The organism is Sediminicoccus sp. BL-A-41-H5 (assembly GCF_050632405.1).
GTDB lineage: Bacteria > Pseudomonadota > Alphaproteobacteria > Acetobacterales > Acetobacteraceae > Roseococcus.
On sequence record NZ_CP192601.1, the window covers coordinates 938,787 to 954,616 of the forward strand.

16 protein-coding genes are annotated in these 15,830 nt (G+C 70.7%); 10 read left to right on the plus strand and 6 right to left on the minus strand.

The genetic code is table 11. From position 1 onward, the window contains the following. The first annotated feature begins 21 nt into the window (after positions 1 to 21). The 10 genes from ACQ860_RS04710 to ACQ860_RS04755 are packed head-to-tail and all read left to right on the plus strand — an operon-like array spanning position 22 to position 7,913. Positions 22 to 750 (plus strand): SDR family NAD(P)-dependent oxidoreductase, encoded by a 729-nt coding sequence (locus ACQ860_RS04710; protein WP_431302254.1) that lies wholly within the window; start codon positions 22 to 24, stop codon positions 748 to 750. Continuing rightward, positions 750 to 1,232, plus strand: a complete 483-nt coding sequence (locus ACQ860_RS04715) for a MarR family winged helix-turn-helix transcriptional regulator (protein ID WP_431302255.1) — start codon at positions 750 to 752, stop codon at positions 1,230 to 1,232. Before ACQ860_RS04710 ends, ACQ860_RS04715 begins: the two co-directional genes overlap by 1 nt. After that, positions 1,229 to 2,035, plus strand: coding sequence for an enoyl-CoA hydratase family protein (locus ACQ860_RS04720; RefSeq protein WP_431302256.1), 807 nt, complete (start codon positions 1,229 to 1,231; stop codon positions 2,033 to 2,035). Before ACQ860_RS04715 ends, ACQ860_RS04720 begins: the two co-directional genes overlap by 4 nt. Then, entirely contained in the window at positions 2,035 to 3,186 is a 1,152-nt protein-coding gene (locus ACQ860_RS04725; RefSeq protein WP_431302257.1) for an acyl-CoA dehydrogenase family protein, read from the plus strand. The genes ACQ860_RS04720 and ACQ860_RS04725 overlap by 1 nt, the downstream gene beginning before the upstream one ends. Beyond that, the gene (locus ACQ860_RS04730) at positions 3,186 to 4,748 is read left to right on the plus strand and encodes an AMP-binding protein (protein WP_431302258.1); all 1,563 of its coding nucleotides are present in this window, start codon (positions 3,186 to 3,188) and stop codon (positions 4,746 to 4,748) included. Before ACQ860_RS04725 ends, ACQ860_RS04730 begins: the two co-directional genes overlap by 1 nt. Continuing rightward, positions 4,748 to 5,215 carry an acyl-CoA thioesterase gene (locus ACQ860_RS04735; RefSeq protein ID WP_431302259.1) on the plus strand — a complete coding sequence of 156 codons (468 nt, stop codon included), beginning with the start codon at positions 4,748 to 4,750 and terminating at the stop codon, positions 5,213 to 5,215. Before ACQ860_RS04730 ends, ACQ860_RS04735 begins: the two co-directional genes overlap by 1 nt. Continuing rightward, positions 5,212 to 5,610, plus strand: a complete 399-nt coding sequence (locus ACQ860_RS04740) for a RidA family protein (RefSeq protein ID WP_431302260.1) — start codon at positions 5,212 to 5,214, stop codon at positions 5,608 to 5,610. The genes ACQ860_RS04735 and ACQ860_RS04740 overlap by 4 nt, the downstream gene beginning before the upstream one ends. After that, complete coding sequence (queG, locus tag ACQ860_RS04745; protein WP_431302261.1) at positions 5,607 to 6,689, plus strand: tRNA epoxyqueuosine(34) reductase QueG; 1,083 nt, start codon at positions 5,607 to 5,609, stop codon at positions 6,687 to 6,689. The genes ACQ860_RS04740 and queG overlap by 4 nt, the downstream gene beginning before the upstream one ends. Beyond that, positions 6,686 to 7,384 carry a 7-cyano-7-deazaguanine synthase QueC gene (gene queC / locus ACQ860_RS04750; protein ID WP_431302262.1) on the plus strand — a complete coding sequence of 233 codons (699 nt, stop codon included), beginning with the start codon at positions 6,686 to 6,688 and terminating at the stop codon, positions 7,382 to 7,384. Before queG ends, queC begins: the two co-directional genes overlap by 4 nt. Beyond that, complete coding sequence (locus ACQ860_RS04755; protein ID WP_431302263.1) at positions 7,365 to 7,913, plus strand: VUT family protein; 549 nt, start codon at positions 7,365 to 7,367, stop codon at positions 7,911 to 7,913. Before queC ends, ACQ860_RS04755 begins: the two co-directional genes overlap by 20 nt. Here the strand turns inward: ACQ860_RS04755 and ACQ860_RS04760 are convergent. The 6 genes from ACQ860_RS04760 to ACQ860_RS04785 all read right to left on the minus strand — a co-directional run bounded on the left by ACQ860_RS04760 (position 7,910) and on the right by ACQ860_RS04785 (position 15,827). After that, positions 7,910 to 8,587, minus strand: coding sequence for a TetR/AcrR family transcriptional regulator (locus ACQ860_RS04760; RefSeq protein ID WP_431302264.1), 678 nt, complete (start codon positions 8,585 to 8,587; stop codon positions 7,910 to 7,912). The two genes, ACQ860_RS04755 and ACQ860_RS04760, sit on opposite strands and share 4 nt — an antisense overlap. 4 nt (positions 8,588 to 8,591) lie before the next feature. Then, a complete protein-coding gene (locus ACQ860_RS04765) occupies positions 8,592 to 11,753 on the minus strand; it encodes an efflux RND transporter permease subunit (RefSeq protein ID WP_431302265.1) in 3,162 nt (1,053 codons plus the stop codon). Positions 11,754 to 11,763: 10 nt separating this feature from the next. Next, the gene (locus ACQ860_RS04770) at positions 11,764 to 12,951 is read right to left on the minus strand and encodes an efflux RND transporter periplasmic adaptor subunit (protein WP_431302266.1); all 1,188 of its coding nucleotides are present in this window, start codon (positions 12,949 to 12,951) and stop codon (positions 11,764 to 11,766) included. Between the two features lie 144 nt (positions 12,952 to 13,095). Then, on the minus strand, positions 13,096 to 13,809 hold the full coding sequence (locus tag ACQ860_RS04775) for a transporter substrate-binding domain-containing protein (RefSeq protein ID WP_431302267.1): 714 nt from the start codon (positions 13,807 to 13,809) through the stop codon (positions 13,096 to 13,098). Beyond that, positions 13,799 to 15,409 (minus strand): thiamine pyrophosphate-binding protein, encoded by a 1,611-nt coding sequence (locus tag ACQ860_RS04780; RefSeq protein ID WP_431302268.1) that lies wholly within the window; start codon positions 15,407 to 15,409, stop codon positions 13,799 to 13,801. The genes ACQ860_RS04775 and ACQ860_RS04780 overlap by 11 nt, the downstream gene beginning before the upstream one ends. Before the next feature lie 28 nt (positions 15,410 to 15,437). Further along, positions 15,438 to 15,827: a hypothetical protein gene (locus tag ACQ860_RS04785; RefSeq protein WP_431302269.1), complete on the minus strand. Its 390-nt coding sequence runs from the start codon at positions 15,825 to 15,827 to the stop codon at positions 15,438 to 15,440. Between the last annotated feature and the right edge of the window lie 3 nt (positions 15,828 to 15,830).

The following is a 15,830-nucleotide window of genomic DNA, read 5'->3' on the forward strand; positions in this document are numbered from 1 at the left end:
GCAATGCTTTAAGCTTAAAGCATGCAGGAGCTGGCGGGAGAATTCGCCCTGGTGAGCGGCGGCGGCACGGGCATCGGGCTCGCCTGCGCCCGCGCGCTCAAGGCCGCCGGTGCGCATGTGACGATCCTGGGGCGCCGCGCCGCGCCGCTGCAGGCCGCGCTGGCCGAGGGTGCGGCCGATGCGGCGCTGCCGGCCGATGCGACGGCGCCGCCCGCCCTGCCCCGCGTCACCATCCTGGTGAATGCGGCAGGGGCGGCCGTCAGCGCGCCCTTCCTCAAGACCGGCGATGCCGATTTCCGCGCGGCCTTCGAGACGAATGTGATGTCGGCCGTGGCACTCTCCCGCGCCGTGCTGCCGGCCATGCTGTCAACGCGCCACGGGCGCATCATCAACATCGCCTCCACGGCCGCGCTCAAGGGCTATGCCTATGTCGCGCCCTATGTGGCGGCCAAGCATGCGCTGCTGGGCTTCACCCGGGCGCTGGCGCTCGAGGTGGCCGCCAAGGGCGTCACGGTGAACGCCATCTGCCCCGGCTTCACCGAGACGCCGCTGCTGGCCGGGAGCCTGGCCGTGATCCAACAGAAGACCGGCATGGACGAGGCAGCGGCCCGCGCGGAACTCGCGAAGCACAATCCGCAAGGACGCCTGCTGCAACCCGAGGAAATCGCGGCGCTGGCCGTCTTCCTCTGCACGCCAGCCGCGTCGGGAATCCATGGTGCGGCGCTGCCCGTCAGCGGGGGTGAGGTCTGATGGATGCCGAGACGCAGCTCGCCCATGCGCCGCCCGGCACCAAGGATTCGCTGCGCCTCTGGCTGCGCCTTCTCACCTGCGCCACGCTGATCGAGACCGAGATCCGCCGCCGCCTGCGCGAGGAATTCTCCACCACCCTCCCCCGCTTCGACCTGCTGGCCGCCCTCGATCGCAATGGCGAGGGGCTGACGCTCGGCGATGTCTCGCGCCGGATGATGGTGAGCAACGGCAATGTCACCGGCCTCGCCACGCGCTTGGAGGCCGAGGGCCTGATCGAGCGCCGCCTGGATAGCGAGGATCGCCGGGCCTTCCGGCTGCGCCTCACCGCCAAGGGGGCGCGCGAATTCGCCCGCCAATCCCGCGCGCATGAGGCCTGGATCGCCGAATTGCTGGGCCAACTTACAGAAGCCGAGCGCGGGCAGCTGCACCGCCTGCTCGGCCGCGCCAAATCCTCCATCCGCGAGAGCCTCGATACGCCATGACCCCCCTCGCCCGCTACGTGCCGGAACATCTGCAGCTGAGCGAGGCGGGCGGCGTCATCACCCTCACGCTCAACCGGCCGGAGCGGAAGAACCCGCTGACCTTCGAAAGTTATGCGGAATTGGTCCGCATCTTCCGTGCCGGGGCCGAGGACGACGCGGCCAAGGCCTTCATCGTCACCGGCGCCGGCGGCAATTTCTGCTCGGGCGGCGATGTGCATGAGATCATCGGGCCGCTGCTGGAACGCGACACCAAGGGGCTGATGCGCTTCACCGCGATGACGGGCGAGCTGGTGAAGGCCATGCGCGCCTGCCCGCAGCCCATCATCGCCGCCGTGGATGGCGTGGCGGCCGGTGCCGGCGCCATCATCGCGATGGCGAGCGACATCCGCCTTGCCACCGCGCGCGCCCGCGTCGCCTTCCTGTTCAACCGCGTGGGGCTCGCCGGCTGCGACATGGGGGCCTGCGCCATCCTGCCGCGCATCATCGGCCAGGGGCGCGCCAGCGAATTGCTCTTCACCGGGCGTGCCATGCGTGCCGAGGAGGGCGAGCGCTGGGGCTTCTTCAACCGCCTCACCGAGCACCTGGCCGAGGATGCCGCCGCGCTCGCCGCCGAAATCGCCGCCGGGCCCGGCTTCGCCCACGGGATGACGAAGCGCATGCTCGCCATGGAATGGGCCATGGGCGTGGAGCAGGCCATCGAGGCCGAGGCGGTGGCCCAGGCGCTCTGCATGACCACCCAGGATTTCCGCCGCGCCTATGAGGCCTTTGCCGCCAAGCAGACCCCCGTATTCCAGGGCGACTGATGGCGGATAAGAGCTTCCTCGACTGGCCCTTCTTCGAAGCGCGCCACCGCGACTTCGCGGCCGAGGTCGAGGCCTGGGCCGCCGCGCATGCCGATCGCCTCACCGACCACCACGATGCCGATGGCAGCACGCGCGCCCTCGCCCGCGCGCTGGGTGAAGCGGGCCTGCTGCGCATGGCCGTGCCGGAAGCCGGCGCGCTGGATGTGCGCAGCCTGTGCATCGCGCGCGAGATCCTGGCGCGGTATTCGGGCCTCGCGGATTTCGCCTTCGCCATGCAGGGGCTGGGCACCGGGCCTGTCACCCTCTTCGGCAGCGAGGAGCTGAAGCGCGCGGTCCTGCCGGGCGTGCGCGCCGGCAAGGCGCTCGCCGCCTTCGCCCTCTCGGAGCCCGAGGCCGGCAGCGACGTGGCCGCGCTGGCCACGACGGCGACGCGCGACGGCAACGCGCATTGGCGGATCGAGGGCGAAAAGACCTGGATCAGCAATGGCGGCATCGCCGGCAGCCATGTCGTCTTCGCCCGCACCGGCGAGGCGCCGGGGGCCCGCGGCCTCACCGCCTTCTGGGTGCCGGGCGATGCGCCGGGCCTCGTGACGGCCGAGCGCATCCAGGTCTCCGCCCCGCATCCGCTCGCGCGCCTGCGCTTCGAGGGCGTGCGCGTGCCCGACGCGCATCGCATCGGCGCGCCGGGGGATGGCTTCAAGATCGCCATGGCGACGCTGGACGTGTTCCGCGCCACCGTGGGCGCGGCCGCGCTCGGCTTCGCGCGCCGCGGCCTCGACCTGCTGCTGGCGCGCGCCACAGGGCGAAAGCTCTTCGGCGCGCCGCTTTTCGATCAGCAGATGACCCAGGCCGCCATCGCCGACGCCGCGCTGGATGTGGAAGCCGCCGCCTTGCTCACCTACCGCGCCGCTTGGCTCAAGGACCAGGGAACGCCGCGCGTCTCGCGCGAGGCCAGCATGGCCAAGCTGCACGCGACGGAAGCGGCCGGGCGCATCGCCGATGCCTGCGCGCAGCTGCATGGCGGCCTCGGCGTCGTCACCGACTCCGCGCCGGAACGGCTGACGCGCGAGGTGCGCGCGCTGCGCGTCTATGAGGGCGCCTCCGAGATCCAGCGCGTGATCATCGCCCGCGCCGAGCGGGAGAGGATGTGATGGACCACTTCGCCGCGGAGAACCTCCCACCCCGATCCGAATGGCCGGAATTGCGCCTCCTCCCCTATCCCGAGCGGCTGAACTGCGCGGTGGAACTGCTGGACCGCAACCTTGCAACACGCGCCTGCCACCCGGCGATCGTCACCCCCGCCGAAACGCTGACCTATGCCGAACTCGCGGCCCGCGTGAACCGCATCGCGAATGTGCTGGTGGGCGAACTGGGCCTCATCCCCGGCAACCGCGTGCTGCTGCGCTCCGCCAACAACGCCTGGATGGTCGCGGCCTATTTCGCGGTGCTCAAGGCGGGCGGCATCGTCGTCGCCACCATGCCGCTGCTGCGTGCGAAGGAAATCGGCGAGATCGCCCGCAAGGCGCGCATCACCCATGCGCTCTGCGATGCGCGCCTGCTGGATGAGCTGCAACGCGCCGATGCCCCTGATCTGCGCCACATCGTCACCTGGGGCGATGGCGCGCTGGAAGCCCGCTGCGCCGCCGCGAGCGACGCCTTCACCGCCCATGACAGCAGGGCGGATGAGACCTGCCTCATCGGCTTCACCTCCGGCACCACGGGCGAGCCCAAGGGCACCATGCATTTCCACCGGGACATGCTGGCCATCTGCGACGCCTATTCCGCCCAGGTGCTGAAGCCCGAACCGACCGATCGCTTCATCGGCTCGCCCCCGCTCGCCTTCACCTTTGGGCTGGGCGGCCTCGTCCTCTTTCCCTTCCGCGTGGGTGCCACCGCCATCCTGCTGGAACGCGCCGGCCCCGAGGACCTTCTGCGCGCCATCGTGGCCCACCGCGCCACCATCTGCTTCACGGCGCCGACCGCCTATCGCGCCATGGCCGCACAGGTGGAAGGCCAGGATATCGGCTGCTTGCGCAAATGCGTCTCGGCCGGCGAGGCTTTGCCCAAGCCCATCTTCGACCTCTGGCAGGAGAAGACGGGCCTCAGGCTCATGGACGGCATCGGCGCGACCGAGATGCTGCACATCTTCATCGGCGCGCCCGAGGAGAAGATCCGCCCCGGCAGCACCGGCCTCGTCGTCCCCGGCTATGAAGCCCGTGTGATCGACGACGCGGGGCGCGAGGTGCCGCGCGGCACGCCCGGGCGGCTCGCTGTCCGCGGCCCCACCGGCTGCCGCTACCTCGCCGATCCGCGGCAGCGGAAATACGTGCAGGATGGCTGGAACGTCACCGGCGACACCTACATCCAGGATGAGGACGGGTACTTCTGGTACCAGGCCCGCAGCGACGACATGATCGTCTCCTCCGGCTACAACATCGCGGGCCCGGAGGTGGAGACCGCCCTCCTCACCCACCCGGCCGTGCGCGAATGTGGCGTGGTCGGCACCCCCGATCCCGAGCGCGGCATGCTGGTCACGGCGCATGTGGTGCTGCACCCGGGGCATGCGCCCGATGACGCGATGCGCCTGGCTCTCCAGGAGCATGTAAAGGCGACCATCGCGCCCTATAAATACCCCCGCCGCGTCGTCTTCACGGACAGCCTGCCACGCACCGGCACGGGCAAGCTGCAACGCTTCGCCCTGAGGCAGGGCTGATGCGCCCCACCCCCATCGCCGCCAGCGCGCTCCCCCCTGCCGCCGCGCGCATCCCGGGCCGCATCCGCTTCTCCGATTGCGACCCCGCCGGCATCGCCTTCTTCGGCGCCTGGTTCACCCTGGCCAATGCCGCCATCGAGGATTTCTTCGAGCTGACGCTCAAGCTCGACTTTCACCACATCCATGGCGAGCGCCGCACCGGCACCGGCTTCGTCCATGCCGAGGCCGATTGGTTCTCGCCCGGCCGCATGGGAGATCATGTGGTCTTCACGCCGCTCATCACCCGCATCGGCGGCGCCTCCTATGCCACCACCCTTCACGCCCACAAGGGCGAGACGGAGCTGGTCCGCTTCCGCTTCGTGAACGCGACGACGGATCTCGACACCGCCCGCCCCAAGCCGATCCCGGAGGATCTGCGCGCCGCCCTTGCGCGCTACGCCGCCGCCTGCGAAAGCCTTGCCCCATGAGCCTGATCAACCTGCAACCCAAGGGCTGGCCCGCCCCCCGTGGCTATGCGAACGGCCTGATGGGCGAGGGCCGCCTCGTCATCATCGGCGGCCAGATCGGCTGGGACGCATCCGGCCGCTTCGCCGAGGGCTTCGTGCCCCAGGTGCGCCAGGCGCTGGCCAATATCGTCACCGTGCTGGCCGAGGCCGGCGGCAAGCCCGAGCACATCGCCCGCCTCACCTGGTATGTGACGGATATCGGGGAATACCGCGCGAGCCTGGCCGAGCTCGGCCCCGCCTATCGCGCCGTGATGGGCCGCCACTTCCCGGCGATGACGCTGGTGCAGGTGGTCTCGCTGGTGGAGGAGGAGGCCAAGGTCGAGATCGAGGCGACGGCCATCCTGCCCAAGGGGTGACCGCGCCCGATGACCGCAGGGCGCGGCCCGGAGGTCTGAATCGGCCGCGAGGCGAAGCCACCGAGGTCATACGGGCCGAAGCCCTGCGCCTCGGCTTCGACGCCGTCCGCTTCACCGAGGCCCTGCTGCCTGAAGCCGCCCGCGCCCGGCTCGAAGCCTTCGTGGCATCCGGCGCCCATGGCGGCATGGCCTGGATGGAGACGCGGCGCGAAGAACGCGCCCAGCCCCGCGCCCTCTGGCCCGAGGCGGTCAGCGTCATCGCCCTTGGCCTGAACTACGGCCCGGATTACGACCCGCTCGCCAGCCTGGAACAGCGCGATCGCGCCACCATCAGCGCCTATGCCCAGGGGCGCGACTACCACGATGTGGTGAAGAAGCGCCTGAAAGCCCTCGGGCAATGGATGGTCCGCCACTTCAAGGGCAGCGAGCTCAAGGTCTTCGTGGACACGGCGCCCGTGATGGAAAAGCCGCTCGCCGCCCAGGCGGGCCTCGGCTGGCAGGGCAAGCACACGAACCTGGTCAGCCGCACGCATGGCTCCTGGCTGTTCCTGGGCGAGATCTACACGACCCTCACGCTCGAGCCCGACGCGCCGGAACCCGACCATTGCGGCTCCTGCCGCGCCTGCCTCGACGCCTGCCCCACCGCCGCCTTCCCCGCCCCCTATCGGCTGGATGCGCGGCGCTGCATCTCCTACCTGACGATCGAGCACCACGGCCCCATCCCGCACGAGTTCCGCCGCGCCATGGGCAACCGGATCTATGGCTGCGACGATTGCCTGGCCGTCTGCCCGTGGAACAAATTCGCCCGCGCCGCCGCCGAGCTGCAATTCGCCCCGCGTGGTGCGGTGGCACCGCCCTTGGCCGAACTCGCAGCCCTGGACGATGCCGCCTTCCGCGCCCGCTTCGCGGGCTCGCCCATCAAGCGCATCGGGCGCAACCGCTTCACCCGCAACGTGCTCATCGCCATCGGCAACAGCGGCGATGCCGCCCTCCTGCCCGTGGCGCGCCGCCTGTGCGAGGATGCGGACCCCGTGGTGGCCGAGGCCGCAAGCTGGGCTGTGGAGCAACTGACCGCATGACTGACGGCGCGCTTGTCCTGTTTTCCGGCGGCCAGGATTCCGCCACCTGCCTCGCCTGGGCGCTGGACCGCTTCCCCCATGTCGAGACGCTCGGCTTCGACTACCGCCAGCGCCACGCGGTCGAGCTCACCTGCCGGGACGCGCTCCGCGCCGGCATGGCCTCGCCCCGCCTCGGCCCGGACCACACGCTCGACCTCGGCGTGCTGGGCGCACTCAGCGAAACCGCCCTGACGCGCGAGGCCGAGATCGCGCTGCGCGAGGACGGGCTGCCCAACACCTTCGTCCCCGGGCGCAACCTGATCTTCCTGACTTTCGCCGCGGCCCTCGCCTATCGGCGTGGCCTCAAGCACATCGTGGCCGGCATGTGCGAGACGGATTACTCGGGCTACCCCGATTGCCGGGACGACACGATCAAGGCGCTGCAGGCCGCGATCAACCTCGGCATGGCGACGCGCCTGGTCCTCCACACGCCGCTGATGTGGCGCGACAAGGCCGCGACCTGGCGCCTGGCCGAGCGCCTGGGCGGCCCCGCCCTCGTCGAACTGATCCGCGTGGAGAGCCATTCCTGCTACAAGGGCGAGCGCGCCACGCTGCACCCCTGGGGCCATGGTTGCGGGCAATGCCCCGCTTGTGACTTGCGCGCCAGGGGCTGGGCGGCCTATGCGGGCGCGCATGATGACCCGCACCCGCCTTGAAGGCCTGCTCTTCCTCCTCGCCTTCGCCCTCTGCATCCCCGCCGCCAATTGGCTGATCGGCAATGCCGGTACGGTCTGCGTGCCGAATGGCCCCTGCCTGATCCCCGTGGCGCCGGGAATCATGGCGCCCTCGGGCGTGCTGATGATCGGCCTCGCGCTGGTGCTGCGGGACCTGGTGCAGCGGCGCCTCGGCGTGAACTGGGCGCTGGCGGCCATCGCGGTGGGCGCCGTGCTCTCGGCCTGGATCGCCCCGCCCGCCCTGGTCATCGCCTCCACCGTCGCCTTCCTGCTCTCCGAGCTGGTGGACCTCGGCGTCTACACGCCGCTGCAGAAGCGCGGGCTGGTGCTGGCCGTCGCCGTCTCCTCGCTCGTGGGGCTGGTGGTGGACAGCGTGATCTTCCTCTGGCTCGCCTTCGGCAGCCTGGACTATCTGGCGGGCCAGGTGATCGGGAAGGCCTGGATGGTGCTGCTGGCGCTGCCCATCGTGGCGCTGCTGCGCCGGCGCGACGCGCGGCTGGGCCTCGCCTAACCGGCGGCGACCGAGAGCCGGTCCAGCCGGACCGTCTCCGCCCGCGCCCCGTTCAGGAAGACCTCCACCGCGTCGCGCGCCAATTCCACGATCTCCTCGGCGCTCGGCAATTGCCGCACGCCCAGCAGAAGGCGGATCTGCGTCGAGCCGAAGGCCATGCCGTAGAGCATGCGTCCCGTCGCCTCCGGGTCCCCCGGCCTGAGCCGCCCACGCTCCATCTCCGCCGCGATCACCCGCTGCAGCGCCGTGGCCCCACGCCGGACCAGCACGCGATGCACCGTCTCCGCCAGTTCGGGGGTGCGCGCCTGCTCGGCGATGACGAGGCGCAGGATGCCGGTGCGGCGCCAGGCCAGGAGATGCCGGCCCGAAGCCTCAAGGATTCCGGTCAATGCCGTCCGCGGGTCGGGCGCATGGGCATGCGCCGGGTCGAAGGGCGTGGGGGCGAGCGAATCATGGATCGTCGCCTCGAAAAGCGCCGCCTTCGAGGGGAAAAGGCGATAGAGCGTCCGCTTGGACATCCCCGCCTCCGCCGCCACGCGGTCCATGCTGGCCGCGGCATAGCCGTCGCGGATGAAGACGCTGGCCGCCGCCTCCATCAGCGCGGCGCGCCGCGCGCCCTCGGGCATCGGGCTGGGGCCGGGCCGGCAGCGAGGGACGGCCGTCTCTGAGCTCACCGGGCTACTCCGCCGGCGCCGTCTTGGAATGGGCGCTCCCGGTCGCCGCCGCCGCCTTCTTTTCGGCCGCCGATCGCGCGCGGAACAGGCGCAGCACCACCACGAAGAAGACCGGCACGAAAAGCACCGCCAGCACCGTGCCCGCGATCACGCCGCCGATCACGCCGACGCCGATCGCGTTCTGCGCGCCCGAGCCCGCGCCGCTCGCGATCGCCAGCGGGACCACGCCCAGCGTGAAGGCGAGCGAGGTCATGATGATCGGCCGCAGGCGCTGGCGCGCCGCTTCCGTCGCGGCCTCGGTCAGCGAGAGGCCGCGGTCGAAGCCCTCGCGCGCGAATTCCACGATGAGGATGGCATTCTTCGCCGTGAGGCCGATGGTGGCGAGGAGCCCCACCTGGAAATACACGTCATTCGCCATGCCCTTCATGAGCGAGGCGACGACGGCGCCGAGCACGCCGAGCGGCACGGCCAGCATCACCGCCGTGGGAATGGACCAGCTCTCATAAAGGGCCGCGAGGCAAAGGAAGACCACGAGGAGCGAGAGCGCGTAGAGCGCCGGCGCCTGGCCGGAGGATTGCCGCTCCTGGAAGGAGATGCCGCTCCATTCATGCGCGAAGCCGGGCGGCAATTGCTGCATCAGCCGCTCCATCTCCTCCATCGCCTGGCCGGTGGTGTAGCCGGGGGCCGGCCCGCCCTGGATCTCGCGCGAGGGGATGCCGTTGAAGCGCTCCAGGCGCGGCGAGCCGAACTGCCATTCGGCGCGTCCGAAGGCGGAGAAGGGCACCATCTGCCCCTGCGCGTTGCGGACATACCATTTGTCGAGGTCGGAGGGGACCATGCGCGCCTCGGGCTGGCCCTGCATGAAGACGCGCTTGATCCGTCCGCGATCCATGAAGTCGTTGACGTAGGTCGCACCCCAGGCGGTGGAGAGCGTCTGGTTGATCTCGGAGATGGTGAGGCCAAGCGCGCTCGCGCGTTCCCAGTCGATGATGAGGCGGAACTGCGCCTCGTCATTCAGCCCATTGGCGCGCACGCGGGAGAGGACGGGGCTGGCCTGGGCCAGGCGCAGAAGCTGGTCCCGCGCCTCCATCAGCGCCGCATGGCCCTGCGCGCCGCGATCCAGCAGCTGGAAGGAGAAGCCGGTCGCATTGCCGAGCTCACGGATCGCGGGCGGCGAGGAGGCGATGATCAGCGCATCCTGGTAGGTGGCGAAGCGGCGGTTGATGCGCTCGGTCAGCGCGCTGACGGAGTTCTGCGGGCCACGCCGCTCATCCCAGTCCTTCAGCGTGATGAAGCCGAGGCCGGAGGCCTGCCCGCGCCCGCCGAAGCTGAAGCCGTTGATGGCGAAGAGGCTGTCCACCACGCCGGCCTCCTCCTCACGCAGGTAGCGGCCGACATCGTCCAGCGCGCGCTGCGTGCGATCGGAGGTGGCGCCCGGGGGGGCGGTGACCTGCACGAAGGCGATGCCCTGGTCCTCGTTCGGCAGGAAGCCGCCGGGCAGGCGCAGGAAGGAATAGCCGAGCGCGCCCAGCAGGGCGACATAGACCACCAGCATCCGCGCGGGCCGGCGCAGGCTGGCGCGCACGCCCCAGAGATAGCCGTTCGTCGTGCGGTCGAAGCCTCGGTTGAACCAGCCGTAGAAGCCGCGCGTGCCCTGCCCCGGCTTGTGCGGCTTCAGCATCGTCGCGCAGAGCACGGGCGTGAAGAAGATCGCGACCAGCACGGAAAGCCCCATGGCGGTGGCGATGGTCACCGAGAACTGCCGGTAGATCACGCCGACCGAGCCGCCGAAGAAGGCCATCGGCAGGAACACCGCCGAGAGCACGAGGCCGATGCCGATCAGCGCGCCCGTGATCTGGTCCATGGATTTGCGCGTGGCCTCGAGCGGCGAGAGGTGCTCCTCCGCCATCACGCGCTCGACATTCTCCACCACCACGATGGCGTCATCCACCAGGAGGCCGATGGCCAGCACGATGCCGAAGAGCGTGAGCGTATTGATGCTGAAGCCCAGCGCCGAAAGCACCGCGAAGGTGCCCAGCAGCACGACCGGGATCGCCATGGTCGGGATCAGCGTCGCGCGGATGTTCTGCAGGAAGAGCAGCATGACGAGGAAGACGAGGGCCACCGCCTCGATCAGCGTCATGATCACGCTCTTGATGGAGCGCTGCACGAAGGGCGTCGTGTCCTGCAGATAGGTCACCTCGAGGCCGGGTGGGAAGCTCGGACGCAGGCGCTCGATCGTGGCCCGCACCGCCGCCGCCGTGTCCAGCGCATTGGCGCCGCTGGCGAGGCGAATGCCGATGCCGCTGGAGATGCGGCCATCGAGCTGCGTGGTGATGGCATAGTTCTCCCCGCCGATTTCCAACCGCGCCACGTCGCGCAGCCGCACCTGGGAGCCATCGGGCCGCACGCGCATCAGGATGGCGCCGAAATCCTCGGTGGTCTGCAGGTAGGAGGGACCGATGATGGTGGCGTTGAGCTGCTGCCCGGGCACGGCGGGCAGGCCGCCCATCTCGCCGCTCGAGACCTGGACGTTCTGCGCGCGCACCGCGGCCGCGACGTCCGAGGGCGTCAGGCCGAAATTGATGAGCTTCGCGGGATCGAGCCAGATCCGCATGGCGAATTGCGCGCCGAAGACCTGGAAATCGCCCACGCCGGGCGTGCGGCTGATCGGGTCCTGCACATTCGCCGCCAGATAGTCGGTGATGTCCAGGCGCTCCATGCTGCCATCGGTGGTGTAGAAACCCACGATCAGCATCCAGTTGCCGGCGGACTTCACGACGCGGATGCCCTGCTGCTGCACCGTCTGCGGCAGGCGGGGGACGGCGAGCTGCACGCGGTTCTGCACCTGGACCTGCGCCGTATCGGCATTGGTGCCGGGCGCGAAGGTGAGCTGGATGCGCGCCTGGCCGTCCTTCGTCGTCTGGCTGTCGAAGAAGAGCAGGTTGTCGATGCCGGTGAGCTGCTGCTCGATCACCTGCACCACCGTCGCCTGCACCGTCTCGGCCGAGGCGCCGGGGAAGGTCACGTTGATCGCGATGGTGGGCGGCGCGATGGCCGGATATTGCGAGACGGCCATGCCGCGCAAGGCGAGCACACCCGCCAGCATGATGCCGATGGCGATGACCCAGGCGAAGACCGGGCGGTCAATGAAGAAGCGGGCCATGGGCGCGGGCCTAGCTCGCGGCCGCGCCGCGCTCGGTCGCGCGCACGCGCGTGCCGGCGCGGATGCGCTGCAACCCCTCCACCACCACGCGGTCGCCCGGATTGAGGCCCGCCGTCACCATCCAGTCATTGCCGAAGGCGCGGCTGGCGCGCAGCACACGGCTCTCCACCACGCCCTCGGCGTTCACCACGAAGGCCATGGGCTCGCCGCGCGGGGTGCGCAGCACGGCGCGCTGGGGCACCAGCAGCGCGCGGTCCGTCACCCCCTCCTCGACGCGGGCGCGGACGAACATGCCGGGCAGCAGCAGCTGGTCCGGGTTGGGAAACACCGCGCGCATGGTGACGGAGCCGGTGCCCTGGTCCACGATGACCTCGGCGAACTGCACCTCGCCCGGATGCCCGTATTCCGTTCCATCCTCCAGGATCAGCCGCGCCGTGGCGCGGTCGGCCGAGGGGCGGCGCAGAGCGCCGCTTTCCACATCGCGCCGCTGCTGGAGCAGGGCCGCGCTGGGCTGCGTCAAATCCACCAGGATGGGGTCGAGCTGCGCGACCGTGACCAGCGCGGTGGGTTGGTTCGCGGTGACCAGCGCGCCCGGGGTCACGGTGGAACGGCCCGTGCGGCCCGCGATGGGCGAGGCCACGCGGGTATAGCCCAGGTCGATGCGCGCCGTCTCCAGCGTGGCGCGCAGCGAGATGAGGTCCGCCTGCGCCTGGCGCAGCGTGGTTTCGGCATTCTCCAGGTTCTGCTCGCTCACCACCTGGGAGCGCGCGAGGGTGCGCAGGCGGTTCACCGTGCTCTGCGCCACGCGCTCGGCGGCCTCCATGCGGATGATGTTCGCCTCGGCGCGGCGCACCGCCGCCTCGAAGGGCGCGGGGTCGATCTGGAAGAGGGACTGACCTGCCTGCACCGCCTCGCCCTCGGTGAAGAGGCGCTCGCGCAGCAGGCCGCCCACCTGGGGGCGGATCTCGGCCACGCGCAGCGGCGCGGTCCGCCCGGGCAGGATGGAACTGACGGGGATCTCCTTGCGCTCCAGCGTCACCACCGTGACGGCGACGGGCGCGGGCGCGGCCGGCGCCTGGGTCGCGCCCGCCTTGGGCTCATCGCAGCCCGCCAGCAGCAGCGCGAGCCCCGCAGCCGGCAGCATGCCCAGCCAGAACAGGGCACGGCGGGGGGGCGAGGCGGCGGCATGAGCGGTCACAGGCGGCATATCGGGCACCCAACAATGATCATTGCAGAAACTGGTGAGTTTCCAAACGAAGTCAACGTCACATGGCGTGAAGTTTCCGCCGCAAAACGCAACCGGCGGAGAAATCGCGGCTTTTCTGGGCAGGCTGCACCATTTTCAGCGCGCGACGGAGAGGCCCCGCACCCGGTGACGTTCGATCAGCCCGGCCACCAGCCCGCTCGCCTTGGCTTCAGCCACGAAATCCGCGAGCCAGGCGGCGGCGGCCGCATTCGCTCGCGCCGTGCCGATGGCCTGCTGCACCGTGGTGAAATTTCCGGGCAGGAGGCGCGAGCCGGGCAGCGCCTCCGCATCTGCCAGCAGCCGCGGCTTCAGGCCCGCCAGCACCTCGAGCCCGTCCCGCTGGAAAATCTCGAAGGCGCCATCCAGGCTTTCCGCCCGCACGAGCGTCGCCTGATGGATGTTGCGCGCGAGCCAGAGATCATAGGCCGCGCGCGCCGTCACCGCGATCCGCACGCCGGGCTTGTCCACCTGGTCCAGGGCGGTGATCGGGCTCTCGCCCCGCACCAGATAGGTCGCCTCGATCTCGGCATAGGCGGGCGTGAAGGCGATCTTCTCCGCCCGCTGCGGCTCGGCGCCGATCAGGCCGATATCCCACTGGGCCACGGCATCAGCCAGCTCGCCCGGCCGGGGGAATGGCATGTACCGCACCGGCACGCCCAGCCGGTCGGCGATGGCGCGCGCCATGCCGGGTGAGACGCCGTCCGGCTCGCCCGCCGGGCCGCGCCCGGTGACGAGCAGGAAGTTGCTCATGTTGATGGCCGCACGCAGCACGCCCGTCGGCGCCAATTGGGCGAGAACCTCAGCCGACATGGGGCAGCACCGCCTGCATGGAGGTCTTCACCAGGATCGCCGCCGGCCCGGGGGCGGCGATGGCCGCGCGCATGGCCTCGAAGTCGTCCCGCGTGTTCACGCGCGTCACCGGCAGGCCGAAGGCCTGGGCCCAATGCGCGAAATCCGGGTTGGCGAACATGGTGCCGCTGACGCGGCCGGGATGCTGCCGCTCCTGGTGGATGCGGATGGAGGCGTAGCCGAGGTTCTCCGAGAGCAGCAGCTTGATGGGCAATTGCCGCTCCAGCGCCACCGCCATCTCACCCCCCGTCATCAGGATGCCGCCATCCCCCACGCCGCAGACCACGGTGCGCTCCGGCTCGCGCAGCAGGGCCGCGACGGCCGCCGGCACGCCGAAGCCCATGGCGCCCGAGACCGGCGCGAGCAGCCGCTGCCCCGGCCGCCAGATCGCCTTGCGGTAGAAGGGCGCACCGAAGGTGCCGGCATCGAGCGTGATGATGCCATCCGCCGGCAGCGCCGCATGCACCACCTGCGCCACCTCGGCGAAGGCAAGGCCATCCTGCCAGTCGCGCGGCGTCACCTGGCAATCGGCCACATGCAGGGCGCGCAGCCGCGCGATCCATTCGCCGCGCGGCGGCCGCTTGCCCGGCGCGCCCAGCACCGTCATCAAGGCCACCGGATCGGCCGTCATCGCCACATCCGCCGGGAACTGCCAGTTCAGGTGCTTCGGATCGGCGCAGAGATGCACGAGGCGCTGGCCCGGCGCCGGCCAGGAATAGCCCTGGGTGGTGATGTCCGTCAGCCGCGTGCCGAAGGCCAGCACCAGATCGGCTTCCGCGAAGGCCGCGCGCTGCGCGTCGGGGTTCCTGAGGCCCAGATCGCCTGCATAGAAGCGGCTGGCATTGTCGAACAGATCCTGCCGCCGGAAGGAGACGGCGACCGGCACCTCCCATTGCGCCGCGAAACGCGCGAGCGCCGCGCGGCCCTCCGCGCTCTCGAAGCCGTGGCCGGCGAGCAGGATGGGCCGTTCGGCCTGGTGCAGCAGGTCCGAGATGCGGGCCACCTCGGCCGGCGCGGGCAGCGCGGGGCGCGCGGGGGTGATGGCCGGCGCGGCCACGCCGCATTCCATCGCCAGCACATCCTCGGGCAGCGAGAGCACGACGGGACCCGGCACGCCCTGCATCGCCGCCGCATAGGCGCGGGCGATCAGCTCGGGCACCTGCTCGGGGCGACTCGCCTCGCCCACGAATTTGCAGAAGCCGCCGAACATCCGGCCGTAGTCGATCTCCTGGAAGGCATCACGGCGCAGGTCCCGCGCCTCCACCTGGCCGATCAGCAGGATCAGCGGCACCGCATCCTGCTCGGCCGTGTGCAGGGCGATCGCGGCATTGCAGGCGCCGGGGCCCCGGCTGACCAGCACCACGCCGGGCCGGCCGGTCAGCTTGGCGTCCGCGATGGCGGCGAAGCCCGCCCCACCCTCATGCCGGCAGACCACGAGGTCCACCGGCGCGTCATGCAGCGCGTCCAGCAATGCGATGTAGCTCTCACCCGGGACGCAAAAGGCCCGGTCCATGCCGTGTTCGACCAGGAAGCCGACAAGGCGTTCAGCAGCGGTGCTCAAGGATCGTTTCCGTTGTTGGTGATGAAGGTCAGCGCGGGCCCTGGTCCCAGATGCGCGCCGCGGTCTCGGTCACATTGCCGCGATCCACACGGATCACGACCTCCATGGAGAGCATCTGCCGGTTCTCCATCGGGCGGCGCATGGTGCAGTTCCACTCGCCCGCGGCACCCGCCGGCGCGGTGCAGCTGAAGCCCAGCGTGTTGAGGCGCTGCACCGCCGGCCCCGGGTCGGCGCCGCGCGGGGAGAGCTGGTCCACCTCGCGCTTCAGCGCCTCGGTCGCCTGGCGCGTGCCCTGCCGGAGATAGATCTCGACCGGCGTGACGGGCCGGTGGTCGGGCCAGACCACCGCGATCAGGGCCACGCCCGCGAGGATCACGCCGCCCACCATGGCCGCCCGCCGGATGGTGCCTGGTTGCATGAC